At 39.1% G+C, this 13,705-nt stretch carries 15 protein-coding genes; all 15 read right to left on the reverse strand.

All coding sequences use genetic code 11. The features are described from left to right. Positions 1-4 precede the first annotated feature (4 nt). Entirely contained in the window at positions 5-895 is an 891-nt protein-coding gene (gene rfbA, locus RUMAL_RS19585) for a glucose-1-phosphate thymidylyltransferase RfbA (RefSeq protein WP_013483817.1), read from the reverse strand. Between the two features lie 10 nt (positions 896-905). Beyond that, positions 906-1,490, reverse strand: coding sequence for a dTDP-4-dehydrorhamnose 3,5-epimerase (rfbC, locus tag RUMAL_RS19590; protein WP_013483818.1), 585 nt, complete (start codon positions 1,488-1,490; stop codon positions 906-908). Continuing rightward, complete coding sequence (rfbD, locus tag RUMAL_RS19595; RefSeq protein ID WP_028504427.1) at positions 1,490-2,401, reverse strand: dTDP-4-dehydrorhamnose reductase; 912 nt, start codon at positions 2,399-2,401, stop codon at positions 1,490-1,492. Before rfbD ends, rfbC begins: the two co-directional genes overlap by 1 nt. Then, the gene (rfbB, locus tag RUMAL_RS19600) at positions 2,401-3,420 is read right to left on the reverse strand and encodes a dTDP-glucose 4,6-dehydratase (protein ID WP_013483820.1); all 1,020 of its coding nucleotides are present in this window, start codon (positions 3,418-3,420) and stop codon (positions 2,401-2,403) included. Before rfbB ends, rfbD begins: the two co-directional genes overlap by 1 nt. A gap of 240 nt (positions 3,421-3,660) precedes the next feature. Then, positions 3,661-4,743: a glycosyltransferase WbsX family protein gene (locus RUMAL_RS19605; protein ID WP_013483821.1), complete on the reverse strand. Its 1,083-nt coding sequence runs from the start codon at positions 4,741-4,743 to the stop codon at positions 3,661-3,663. Positions 4,744-4,754: 11 nt separating this feature from the next. Next, complete coding sequence (locus RUMAL_RS19610) at positions 4,755-5,642, reverse strand: glycosyltransferase family 2 protein (RefSeq protein ID WP_013483822.1); 888 nt, start codon at positions 5,640-5,642, stop codon at positions 4,755-4,757. Then, a complete protein-coding gene (locus RUMAL_RS22775) occupies positions 5,639-6,274 on the reverse strand; it encodes an acyltransferase (RefSeq protein WP_157865512.1) in 636 nt (211 codons plus the stop codon). The genes RUMAL_RS19610 and RUMAL_RS22775 overlap by 4 nt, the downstream gene beginning before the upstream one ends. A gap of 26 nt (positions 6,275-6,300) precedes the next feature. Beyond that, entirely contained in the window at positions 6,301-7,569 is a 1,269-nt protein-coding gene (locus tag RUMAL_RS19620) for an O-antigen polymerase (protein ID WP_013483824.1), read from the reverse strand. 23 nt (positions 7,570-7,592) lie between these two features. Further along, the gene (locus RUMAL_RS19625; RefSeq protein WP_013483825.1) at positions 7,593-8,285 is read right to left on the reverse strand and encodes a glycosyltransferase family 2 protein; all 693 of its coding nucleotides are present in this window, start codon (positions 8,283-8,285) and stop codon (positions 7,593-7,595) included. A 124-nt stretch (positions 8,286-8,409) separates the two neighbouring features. Next, the gene (locus RUMAL_RS21085) at positions 8,410-9,516 is read right to left on the reverse strand and encodes a glycosyltransferase (protein ID WP_013483826.1); all 1,107 of its coding nucleotides are present in this window, start codon (positions 9,514-9,516) and stop codon (positions 8,410-8,412) included. After that, on the reverse strand, positions 9,513-11,372 hold the full coding sequence (locus RUMAL_RS21510; protein ID WP_242837783.1) for a sugar transferase: 1,860 nt from the start codon (positions 11,370-11,372) through the stop codon (positions 9,513-9,515). The genes RUMAL_RS21085 and RUMAL_RS21510 overlap by 4 nt, the downstream gene beginning before the upstream one ends. An 86-nt stretch (positions 11,373-11,458) precedes the next feature. Further along, positions 11,459-12,013, reverse strand: coding sequence for a PglD-related sugar-binding protein (locus RUMAL_RS19640; protein WP_013483828.1), 555 nt, complete (start codon positions 12,011-12,013; stop codon positions 11,459-11,461). 479 nt (positions 12,014-12,492) lie between these two features. Next, positions 12,493-12,945 (reverse strand): sugar transferase, encoded by a 453-nt coding sequence (locus RUMAL_RS19645; protein ID WP_013483829.1) that lies wholly within the window; start codon positions 12,943-12,945, stop codon positions 12,493-12,495. A gap of 15 nt (positions 12,946-12,960) precedes the next feature. After that, positions 12,961-13,449: a PglD-related sugar-binding protein gene (locus RUMAL_RS19650; protein WP_013483830.1), complete on the reverse strand. Its 489-nt coding sequence runs from the start codon at positions 13,447-13,449 to the stop codon at positions 12,961-12,963. Further along, on the reverse strand, positions 13,449-13,661 hold the full coding sequence (locus tag RUMAL_RS19655) for a hypothetical protein (protein WP_154662916.1): 213 nt from the start codon (positions 13,659-13,661) through the stop codon (positions 13,449-13,451). The genes RUMAL_RS19650 and RUMAL_RS19655 overlap by 1 nt, the downstream gene beginning before the upstream one ends. Between the last annotated feature and the right edge of the window lie 44 nt (positions 13,662-13,705).

Raw genomic sequence — 13,705 nt, forward strand, 5'->3', positions numbered from 1 at the left:
CGTTTTACGCTTCGATATACCTTCCATTCAGTACATCCATAAGGTATCTTCCATACTGGTTCTTCATAAGTTCCTTTGCATCTGCCATCAGTTCTTTTTTAGAGATCCATCCATTGAGGTATGCAATTTCTTCAAGGCAAGCGATCTTTCTGTGCTGATGATCTTCAATTGTCTTTACGAAATTCGTAGCCTCAACGAGAGACTCATGTGTACCTGTATCAAGCCATGTAAAGCCCTGTCCGAGAAGTTCAACATTGAGTTTACCGCTTTCAAGATAAATACGGTTGAGGTCGGTAATTTCCAGCTCACCTCTTGCAGAAGGCTTGAGGGACTTAGCATACTCTACTACCTTTTCGTCATAGAAGTAAAGACCTGTTACGCAGTAGTTTGACTTTGGATGCTCAGGCTTTTCCTCTATTGAAACAGCCTTGCCGTTTCCGTCAAATTCAACGATACCGAAACGTTCTGGATCGTCAACATAATACCCGAATACTGTTGCACCATTGCCATTTTCAGCGTTCTCAACTGCCTTTTTCAGACGCTTCACAAGTCCGTGACCTGAGAAAATATTATCACCGAGAACCATAGCACATGGCTCGCCCTTTGTGAATTCTTCACCGATCAGAAATGCCTGTGCAAGTCCGTCAGGTGATGGCTGCACCTTGTACTGTAAGTTTATTCCAAACTGATGTCCATCACCGAGAAGGTCCTCAAATCTGGGAGTATCCTGCGGTGTGGAAATTATGAGTATATCACGTATCCCTGCTTGCATAAGCACTGACAGCGGATAGTATATCATCGGCTTGTCATAAATGGGGAGAAGCTGCTTTGATGTTACCTTTGTTAGCGGATAGAGTCGTGTACCACTTCCACCTGCAAGAACGATTCCTTTCATTTTGACCTCCTCAGAGCGTTATGCCCTCTTTTTCACAGTATTCATTGAACGAAAGATTCTTTGTATCCTTTTCTGAAAGATTCAGGTCAGCATCTGTCATACCCTCAGGCATTTCCCATTCGATACCGATTGTCGGATCATTCCACATCAAACCACCTTCATCATTAGGATACCAGAAGTCCGTAACCTTGTAGCAGAATTCAGCCTCGTCACTGAGTACGATGAAGCCGTGAGCGAAATTCTTCGGGATAAGGAACTGCTTCTTGTTTTCTTCGGTCAGCTTAATGCCAAACCACTTGCCAAAAGTTTTGCTACCTTTTCTAAGGTCAACAGCAACATCAAATACCTCGCCCCTTATTACTCTGACAAGCTTATCCTGCGGATGGTTGAACTGATAGTGAAGTCCTCTCAGAACGCCCTTTGTGGAGCTTGACTGATTGTCCTGAACAAATGTGTAGTTCAGTCCCTCAGCTTCCATGTCCTTCTGATTGTATGTCTCCATGAAGTAACCACGATTGTCACCATGGACGGCAGGCTCAATAACACACAGCCCTTCGATACCACCAACATTTTTCTGAACTTTTATCTGTCCCATTATTCTAACTCCTTTACATATCTTGCAACTGCATCCTGCCATGTTGGAAGCGGCTTAAATCCTGCTTCAACCAGCTTTGACTTATCAAGTCGGCTGTTGAATGGTCTTGCAGCCTTTGAGAGTCCATACTCGGCTGTAGTAACCGGTATGACTTTAGTGGACATTCCTGCTGCTTTGTATATCTCTTTAGTAAAATCATACCAGCTGATATAGCCGCCTTCGTTTGTTGCATGGTAATAGCCATATTTCTCGGTTTCTATCATATCAACGAGCAGCCTTGCAAGATCAAAAGTATATGTAGGTGTACCGATCTGATCGTTTACAACCCTTACTTCATCATGTGTCTTGCCGACATTTATCATAGTCTTGATGAAGTTCTTGCCGTTCTTGCCGAATACCCAGGCAATACGTACAATGAAGTACTTTTCAAGGGTATTTGCAACCGCAAGCTCTCCGTCAAGCTTAGTCTGACCATATACATTCATTGGTGCATAGTCCTTGCAATCCGGAATCCAAGGCTCGGTTCCCTGACCGTTGAACACATAGTCAGTGCTGATGTAGACCATTTTTGCATTGATCTTCTTGCAGATATCAGCGATATTCTGCGTACCGTCAACATTTATTGCCTTGACCTTCGGCTTATTCTCCTCGTCCTCAGCAGCATCTACTGCTGTCCATGCAGCACAGTGGATAACAACATCACACTTGGAGTTGGAGATAACAGTTTCAACCGCATTTTTATCGGTAATATCAAGCTTTACATATTCAGCATTTGTTACAGCACTTCCATCTGCAGCGCCTGAATATACATCAGTGATATCACTGCCGACAGCTTCAATACTTCTTGCAGCCAGTTCGTTCACAACATCATGTCCGAGCTGACCGTTAACGCCAGTTACAAAAACCTTCATCATCGATTCCCATACATCTTCTCGTAGTAGTTCTGATACTCACCGGAGATGATGTCCTTCCACCATTTTTCGTTGTCGAGATACCACCTTATCGTCTTCTTGATGCCGTCTGCGAACTTTGTCTCAGGCAACCAACCGAGTTCGTTGTGGATCTTTGTCGGATCAATAGCATAACGCATATCGTGGCCTTTACGATCGGTAACATATGTGATAAGGCTCTCAGGCTTACCGAGTTCCTTGCAGATAAGTTTAACGATGTCAATATTTCTCATTTCGTTGTGACCGCCGACATTGTATACCTCGCCGACTCTGCCTTTGTGTATTATGAGATCGATAGCACGGCAGTGATCCTCGACATACAGCCAGTCACGAACATTCTCACCCTTGCCGTAAACAGGGAGAGGCTTGTCTGCGAGCGCATTTGCTATCATCAGTGGGATCAGCTTCTCTGGAAAGTGGTAAGGTCCGTAGTTATTGGAGCAGCGCGAAATTGTCACAGGGAGGCCATAAGTCCTATGGTAAGCCATAACAAGCAGGTCAGCACCAGCTTTTGAAGAACTGTAAGGGCTGCTTGTGTGGATAGGTGTAGTCTCTGTAAAGAAGAGGTCGGGACGGTCAAGCGGAAGGTCGCCGTAAACCTCGTCGGTACTTACCTGATGATATCTCTGAATACCGTACTTTCTGCAAGCGTCCATGAGGACCTGTGTACCGAGAATATTAGTCTGGAGGAATATCTCAGGATTCTCGATAGAGCGGTCAACGTGTGACTCTGCTGCGAAGTTTACTACGATATCAGGCTTTTCTTCCTCAAAAAGCTTGTAGATAGCCTCTCTGTCACAGATATCAATCTTGCAAAAACGGAAATTCGGGTTATCCATTACACTTTCAAGTGTGCTGAGATTTCCTGCGTATGTGAGCTTGTCCACGCATACTATCCTGTAATCAGAATATGTGTCAAGCATATGGAATACAAAATTTGAACCTATAAAGCCGGCTCCGCCTGTTACGATTATAGTCATATCTTTTCTCCTTATAAAATTATGGTTTTTTCATATTCTCGACTTTATCCTTTAATACCATTTTTTGCCCTCATAAATGTGGCATATAATTAAAATTATTCAACAAACAATCTCTCATTGACAAGAATTAATTGCTTTTTGAATGGCAGTAGTTTAGTGGAGACATATATAACCATGAGCTTACCAAAACTTTTTAAACTCAAAATTGTTATCTGTAATTTAAATTCAAGCTTAAATAGTCTAATTATCTTGCATAAATCCACTTAAAACATCTCTAATTGTATTAAGTTTTTCAAACCCTGATATATTATCGGGTTCTAGATAGGCTCCTTCACCCCATTCGTTCCAAGCATCTATAATAAGGAAGCCTTTCCCAACCGAAACAGACTTCTTAATTTGTGAATATACAAGCTGTTTAAATCGAGGAATACTAAAGTTTTTAAATATAGTACAATTGTGAGAGTGACGAGGTGAATTATCCCATTCAGCAAACAGTCCCAAATAGTGATTAGGATCATTATCTATTCGCTTTTCTATCAAATCACATACTGAGTCATAATTAAAATAATTTGTGACAAATTTGCCTTTCACCAGCTTTTTTATTCCTCTTCTAATCCTATTAATAGTATGCTGAAATTTCATTTCTAAAAACGTTGTGTAAGTGGGTTCATAATCAAAACACGCATCAAAATATTTCTTGTTCCATATTAAATGATGCCCACCTAATGTTTGAACTAAAAATATACCATTAAAACCATTTTCTTTTGCTAATCGATCCCATCCTTCTCTATATATATTAAAATCAGGAATCGCTTCATAATCATAAATAAACAAAACAGGCTTGTTATCTACTTTGATATATCTATCATCCATAAAATAAGGGAGATATTCATAAAAATGCTGTTTTACATCTTCAAAACTTGCTGCGTATTCCTGCTTTCTTAGCATTTGTTTGTTGTATGAAAACCAAGTTCTCATCCAATCATGATTAGCCCATGAAAAGCAGTATTCTATTCTAATATCTTTATTCATTAGCAGAAGTTTTGCAGGTGTCTCAAGCAGTTTTTTTCCATTCGAATAATATGAGTACATTACAAACCCATTTATTCCATATTTATTTGCAAGATCAACTTGATGTCTTATACTTTCAATTCGAGATAGATCATAATAACCTTCAACTGGAATCCTTGGTTGTTTGATGTAACGATTTAACGGTTTTGCTGATTTAACAACATTCCATTCCGTAAAACCTTCTCCCCACCACTCATTATTTTCTGGGATCTCATGAAATTGTGGGAGATAAAGTGCTAATATTTTTGGCATATAAATGTACCTCACTGCAATTTTAATATATTAACAGCTATATTTTTAGCTGTTCCAAGTAATACCAAATAAATAATTCTAAAATAACTCTCTTGGTGTTTAAGCATATCGATAATTCTACTTTTATTCACTTTCCATCCTTGTTTACAGGCATATACTAGTTCATTCTCTAATCTGATTCTTAACGCATTTGGATATTTTTCATATAAAAGTGAGTATTTCGACACGAGCATAAGTAATCCGTCTAATTTTTTTTTCGAATTCAATGATATTGAGTTCTCATTAATTCTATAATAAGAAAGAGCTTCTTCTATATATCCAATTCTCCCGATTTGAATCATTCTAATGAATAAATCCTGATCTTGATAAGAGGGCATCTCTTCGTCTAGCATTTTTGAATCTATAAAGCACTGTTTTGTAAAAGATACATTTGAAAACCCACCTAAATAATTATTGGATAGCATTAGTTCTAATGCATTTTCATATTCTGGATTCTCACGTTTACTATATCGGTGTTTATTTTTACCGAAGATAATAAAGTCTGAATATACAATATCATATCCTTTATGAAACATTTCAACTATTTTAGAGACTCTTGTATTCTCCCAATAATCATCATCATCCAGAAATGATAAATACATCCCGCTTGATTTCAAAGCACCAAGATTTCTAGAATAATTTGCGCCCATCTGACGCTCATTAATATAATACTGGATTGCTCCTTGATATGAACGAACCATTTTTTCAATTTGAATATTATATTGATTTGAGGGAGCATCGTTAACTATGATGATCTCTATGTTACTATACGTTTGTTTAATTACGCTTTCAACCGCCTCTCGAAGTATTTCAACATCTCGATTACAAGTTGTAATTATCACAGAAAACAATTCTTTCATTTATCCACCTGTACTTTTCGAATGATTTTTGCGGGATTTCCACATATAATGCAGTTTTCAGGAAAACTATGAGTGACTACACTATTTGCTCCTATTATTGAGTTTTCACCTATTATTACGCCTGAAAGAATACTCACTTTCTCTCCTATCCATACATTTTTACATATATGTATTTCACCATTTGATGATAATAACCTTTGATTCGGAGATATATTCAAATCAGAGAAATCAGATAATCCATGATTATGATCTATAATCATAACATCACTTCCAATTAATACATCATCATCAATGATAATCGAATTAATACAGCCAATATGGCAGCGTTTTCCTATCGAAACATTATTTCCTATAATAATAGATGGGGTGTATTTTTTTCCATTATGTTCACTCCAAGTTTCAAATATCCCATTATAATCAAGTTTAAAATTATCCCCAATTTTGCAGTTGTTCAAGCCTTTTAAACTAATAGGGAAGATAATTCTCGGATTCTTTCCACACGATTTACATTCCATATGAAAAAGTTTCTTGTAGTAGTAAAGCTTGATTTTCAAGCGCAGATTATTCATTTTTTTTATCATTTTAAAAAGGAAGTAAATCATACTGATTCTCCACCATTCTTTAATATTCATAACGATTTTTGCACCACAGAACATGTTTATTTTAATAATAAATAAATAAATATCCACTTCATTATAAATGGTATTCCTGTCAAAGGGTAATTTTGAATTGTTGTCATCGAAAAAGATAACATAAAAATATATTGTCCAAGACTTAAACAATCTCGTTTATTCGTGTAATTTCTTTCAACATAATGTGCGAAACAGCCTAATAACAATCCGCCTAAAAACGTTCCAACAATTCCAAAATCCAAATAAAACGGGAATAGAGTTGATGCTGTTGCATTTGTTTGTATTTCATAACCGACAAACAAAAAATCCTTTGCTTGTCCAGACATAGTTTGTTGACCTGTTAAAAAATCATGACCTATCACTCCTAATGTTCTAAGAAAAACAATTGGAATATCAATAATTGAGCTGAAGGTAGCTTTTCCAAATAAGGTCCACGATTGACTTGTGCCGTTCTTAATCAGTGCGGATAAGTACGGTAAGCCAGAAAAATAGTAAATTGTTCCTTCTATTATAAGACCATTATCACGATTGATCCTTTTTGATATAATTTGCACTATAAATATTAATAATACACTACATGGTACAATATACCTTTTATAACCACTTAGTACTTTTTTTATATTAAACCCATTCTTAATAACAACTGCCCAAAAAACGTATAATATTATTGTTACGAACAAAGATCTTCCAGCAGTTGCTAACACAAGCCATAACGCATCTAAAATAGACACGATGATCAATTGATATTTAAATTTTTTATTTGATATTTCTTCGGCCATTAATAGTATTGTTGCAACCATCACGGGTCGAATAATATAGTCTACCAGCATCAATTCTGGTGTACTAAATATTGAATACTCTCCGTATGTTCGATATCTCAAGGCGTTCATTCCTTGTGATGGACCATACATTAGTAGTATTGGGATAGTTTTCTTTAGAATCGGTATTGACACTATCCAGCATAATATAGATGCAGTAATTACTTTTTTTCTTTGCCTATCACTATTGAATTCAATTTCACCAGATTGTCCTTGTGTTTCTTCAATCGGTGAAATAAGAAAGACCAAATTATAAGCAACTAAATATGCCATAGCTGCAAAATACACAGTTCCATCAATTGGATAATATGGAACAACATTTAGCAGATAGATCAAAAATCCTACTAGCCACACCACATTCTGTACTTGTACTGGTCTAACTCGCTTGATTCTGGTTTTATTGGTTTTATATTGTAAGCACATACAGGTAATACATACCACTATCGCCAAAATATTATATATAAAATCCTGTTTCATTATGCCCTCATATTCATCATCAATTATCTTTTGATTAATGCTATTATTATATTTATACGCATTTTCAGTTTCATTCTCAAAGAATACTTACTCTTTTCGCCTGTTTGACTAGCGTTTTTACCATGTCGCCTATATTTAATTAATGCGTCATTTATAAATATGCTATTACCGTATTTCTCAGAAATTAGCCCGATCCATACGTCATGCATCGGAATCTCCTTTGGAAACGGTAATACATACTTTAAGATAGAACGATTGAATGCCATACAGCATCCAATGTAGCTATTTCTTATGATATTTCTCATTAATCCTTTCTTGCAATTTCTCAAATTGAAATATGAGGGATTAATAACTATTAAATTCTCATTTACGATTTCTGCATCTGATACTACGCACGTATATTGCTTAAGATACCTTTTCATAACAGATACTTTATTTATCTTCCAAACATCATCTTGATCAGATAAAAAAATGAAATCACCCGAAGCGTGCTTTAGAGCATTTTCTAAGTTGAATATAGGTGAATTAAAGTGATTATCTAATAATAGTTTAATTCTTGGGTCATTAAAAGCTCTAATAATATCAATCGTTGCGTCAGTGGAGGAATCATCGGATATTATAATTTCATCATTTTCATCTAATTGTTGTAAGATTGAATCAATCTGTTCTTTGATGTATTTTTCACCATTGTATGTTGGAATACATACTGAAACCATTACAGCGCCTCCCATTACTAAAAGCGTTATCACAATCTAAGGTGAGAGTATGACTATATCTTTAAGAATTTTATAGGCATTAATCACAACAGTTTAAGCTTTTTATTATCCTAATCATTTCAGCTTATGCTGAATATAGACTTTTCACAACTGTCTCAATTGCCTTATCGATTACAATAGCAGAAAAATTGTTTTCAAAATAACGCCTAACTTGCCCATTGTTTATAATAGAAAAGTCAATACCACCCATATAATCAGTACCATAGTTCAATCCAATACGCTTATTTTCAACAATATCCCAGATATCACCCTTAATATTATTAATAATAGGGAGTCCTGCTTCAAAATAATCCATGCTTTTCATCGTTAATCCTACAAAAACAGTGTCCTTCATAATATTCAATCCAAAGTGACATCTGTCCATAATCGCCTGTTTTTCCTCTGGATCATATATCTTACCATGATATACTACATTCGCTCCCGCTTGCTTAGCAGTTGAAATCAGTTCATCACGTTTTTCACCATCACCGATAATATGGAGATCAACAGGTTTTTGATGCTTTATCTGTTGAATTATTCTTCCTATAGTCGGAATATCTATTATATTATTTATTGAACCTAAATAACACAAAGATATTCTGTCATCGGGCGGATTTGGATTTCCAATATAAGGCTTTATTTCTCTTGCAAGATATACTGTTGTCATCTTACTTTTCGGTACAAACTCAATTAGTTTTGTTTGAAACAAATCGCACTCTGTCACAACATGATCAGCACAATTAATCCATTTATCACGTAGATTTGCCCACATTGGAATAACTGGCAAGCTCTTTATTTTTTCAATTGGCATTGTTTCAGGCCACATATCAATGATATCAAATATCAGTTTCACAGTCGGATGGCTCTTTTTGAAAAGAGCAGCTTGTCGTACCAGTGAATTGGGCGGAACAAGAACCCAGAGTAAATCCACTTTTTGATGCTCTAATCGTTCAAAAACATCTTTAGCAAATTTTGCATGAGACAGCATCCGGCTTGGTGATATGTTTTTATAATACGGTCTCGCATGAATATATAGGAAATTCTTCTTTATGTCTTTTCGAACGGATTTCTCAATATGTCGGAAATCAGAAGTATATACCCTTACCTTATTTCCTTGTTTACTAAAGAAATCATATAATAAGTCAACCCTATGCTCATATGTATCAAAGCAGTTAACAATAGCTACATTCATGCAAAATCATTCTCCGTCTTCTCAATAGATTCCTTCAGTCCATTCACTCTGTAATCAATGCCATCATAGTTGCTAAGTGCCTGATCAATTGTTAGACTGCCGAATGCCTTATGAACTAAGTCGCTCACCTTACCCGGCACTTTGCTACCAATAACAACAAACGGATTCAAAGCCTTTGTCTCTGTGATATTGCTTTCTACAACATGGCTGATCATTCTGACCATATCACTCGTCTTTGTGTACTCAGCATTCTGTGGAAAGAAAATACCACCAGAACCTGAAAGCATAATCTGACAGAGAAACTCCGTCAGATTGTCAATATGAAGCATGGAGCGTGCATTGTCAATATTCGGGAACACAGGCAGCTTCTTAGCGAGTTTAGCCAGAGTTGGATAGTTACCCTTGCTGCCTCTTCCGTAAATCATAGGAGGACGGAGAACTGCGACATTGAAGTCCTCTGAAGCCAGCTTTCTGATGCCCTTATCAGCCTGCCACTTGCTGTCGCCGTAGAAGTTTGCAGGTGAAGGCACAGTGGTTGCGGTAATCCTCTTGCTCTCACCATATCCAGCCGAATCGCCATAGATTATGATAGAGCTCATAAACACAAACTGCTTCACGCCGTCCTTTTTAGCCTTTTCAGCAGTTTCAATGGCAAGATCCGTATTAACTGCATAATACTTCTGCTTTGTGGCATCATCAACATGACCAACATCCGCATGAGCAAGACCAGCGACATGGAATACAACATCATAGCCGGAGAAATCCTTTTCTCTCCATGAACCGTCAATCATGTCAACTGTGTCTATCTCAAGATTAGGATAGTGTTCTGCTGCCCACGCTTCAAAACTTGTGCCAATATAGGAATCAGCACCAGTGATGAGGATACGAAGAGGCTTGTCCTTATCAATAGAGAAAACCTTCTTGAATCCATAGTCATCAACGCCAGCATCGAAGAGAGCATGATCAGGTATTCCTGCCTTACTGATTTCTCTTGCAATTGCACCGGTGCCGCCTTCAACAATACCTTTACTATGCAATGTAGCAGAGATAGAACCAAGAAACATCTTGATATCCATAAGGAAACCCGCAAGACTTGATGATTTTAACGCTTTCGCATATACTCCATCCAGTTTCGCCTTCTCCTCAATCTCAAGCTCATCTCTACCTGAAATCTGTGCAAGTCCAGTTAGACCGGGCTTGACATCGTTTGCGCCGTACTTGTCACGCTCGGCAGTCAAGTAGTCCTGATTCCAGAGAGCAGGACGTGGACCAATCACGCTCATGTTGCCGCAGAAGATGTTCCACAGTTGTGGCAACTCGTCGATACTTGTCTTGCGAATTACCGCACCGACCTTTGTGATACCACCGTCCTTGAGCATATGAGTCGGGACATCCTTCGGAGTATTTACGGACATCGATCTAAATTTAAGTAACTGGAAATATGATTTGTCCGTGCCGACACGCTTTTGCTTGAACAGAACAGGACCCGGATCATCTTTCTTAATCGCAATTGCAGTTGCAGCATAGATAGGCGAAAGAACGACAAGACCGCCGAAAGAGAGAACAACGTCAAAGCCACGCTTGATGTACTTTTCATAAAAGGTTGGGAGGTGTTCAGATTCTCCGACAGCTTCTAGATGACCACACCTGCCGTCAGCATTCGCAGGCTCATTCTCATTTTCAACAAAAACTACCTTCTTGCCCTCCATCGGATTCTGTTCTTCCGGCTGATTGGCATAGGTAGCCTGTGGCTGCTGTTTCTTTGCAATATGTCTCATAACTAAGAATGTCGTGCCAAGTACAATACCCGTGGCTGCCGCCGCAGTTTTAAGATTCTTTTTTGTCTTCTCTTCCAACTCTGTATCCTCACTTAATCTCATATTCCTTATAATCATTCTTTTACGAACTCTTATCTTTAACCCTTATAAAAGAGATAGCTAAATCACTTTCCCGAAGCCATAGCATACCAGTTATCATCATGCACTTCAATCTGCTTAACTTCTTCCCCAGTCTCAACTTCTCCCGTCCAGCTCATATTGCTCTCGACCTTCGTGCCTGCCGGAACTGTAGAAGCCTTCATAACTGAGCTATTACAGTCGATATGGCAACAATCTTCGAGCACACAGTCATGGTTGACGACCGCACCTGCGGAGATGAAACAGCCGATACCGACATTCGCTCCCGTGTGGACAACAGCCATCGGCTCGACCACACAGCCGGTAGAAACCACTGCACTTGGCGATACATAGGCGTGTGGTGAGATAAGACTCACAACTCTGCTCTTATCAATCTTCTCAAGCATCCTTCCACGCACTTCTGCATTACCAATAGCGACGATCACATCGCTCTCGAACTTATCCACATCATCAGGCGTACCGATTGCTTTATCCGATTTTCCATCCAGGAAGTCGATTTTCTCATATCCAAGTTCCTCTGCGATTTCTTTGGCTATCATTCCGTACTGTCCTGCGCCAATGATCAATAAGTTGTCACGCATTGTGATCCCCCCCTGTCTACAAGCCACAGACCGATGAGTATGTGTGGACAACCACACGCTGGTCTGGGAAATAACGTTTATATATGCTGATGTTCCTTCAAACAAGCTCATATCAGCCTCTGTGCGGAAAGCATAATCTATCCACTCACAGCAGCTTATATCAGCCTGTTAAAACATCTCTGCTCTCCCTATGAGTTAGGAAGTGTGTAACTTCTGCTCAACTTCCACACACTCTACTATCTCATATTCTCTTTGAAAACCACGCTAAATCGGCGTTTTTCACACATTCCCATTTTGTTACACTCTCTATTCTGCTCTCCCTATGACTTACGAGGTGTGTATTTCGTCACAAAAACGCTGTTTTCGGCTCGTTTTAGCCTATTTTAGCTCCTATTCTATATCTGCTCTACCTACGGATTAGTAGTTGCATAAATATGTATAATACGCGAAAATGTCGATTTTACGTTGTTTTCGTGATGTCATGCAACTCCTACATCGAGTAATTTCATCAGCTCAAAGTAACCCTTTGACTGGGCAACGCGCTTCTGCTTGAATATAGCGGGACCCGGATCGTCGCATTTTATCGCTATCGCTGCAAATGCGTAGAGCGGCGAAAGAACAACCATACCTCCGAATGAAAGCACCACATCAAGTCCGCGCTTTACATACTTCTCATAAAAAGTCGGTGTATGATTGCATACTCCGACAGCCTCAAGATGTCCGTTTTTGCCGTCGGCATTAATTGGGTCGTTGTTGTCCTCAACAAATACGACCTTTTTGCCCTTCATGGGGTTCTGCTCCTCAGGGCGGTCGGCGTATTCGGACTTCGGCTTCTGTTTCTTTGCAATAGCTCGCATAACAACGAAAGCCGCACCAAGCGCAACACCCGAATATGTAGCTGTCTTTATCAGTTTCTTTTTGAAATCGGACATTTCTCCACCCACTTTTCAGAAAATCTTGCCGTAATCGACCTTTGTTTTCGGCGGTACCGTCTGATTCGAGCGAACCGTTGCGTTGCAATCGATGTGGCACCCCTCACCGACAACCGAATTGTGATTGACCACAGCGCCGCTCGAAATGATACAGCACCGATCTACCTTGACTGCGGTGCTTATCACCGACATTGGCTCGATAACGCACCCCTCGGCTATTTTTGCAGATGGGCTAACATAAGCCTTCGGACTGATGAACGACACAATCTCGTACCCCGCGGCTTTCAGCTTGTCCGTGACCGCAAGGCGGATATCGGCGTCGCCTATCGCCACAATTGCGCACTGGTACCTGTCGGTGAACTTTGCGCAGTCCGCAAGTGTACCGATTGCCTCTTCACTGTGGTCATCTAGGAAATCTATTTTATCATAAAGATTCAGCGCACGCGCCGACTCCTTTAGCATAGCGCCGTACTGTCCCGCGCCGATTATCAGTAAATTATTCATCAGAAAAAGTCCGCCTGTTCTTCGCCCGTCCAATTCATATCGTTCAGGCGATCATTTTCAACAAGTTTTACAAACACCTTACTGCCCCTCGCAGCCAATGACTCAATGCAAAACAGCTTAGAAAACGTAGTTTCAGCTAACGCCTTTCCATCAGCGAATTCCATCTGCTTATCCTCAATCACCGCAACAACCGGTGACTCGATCTTCGCCACAAACCGCTCGACCCTATAAGTCATAATAATCTCACCAATTTATT

Origin of the sequence: Ruminococcus albus 7 = DSM 20455 (assembly GCF_000179635.2) — a bacterium.
Lineage (GTDB): Bacteria > Bacillota > Clostridia > Oscillospirales > Ruminococcaceae > Hominimerdicola > Hominimerdicola alba.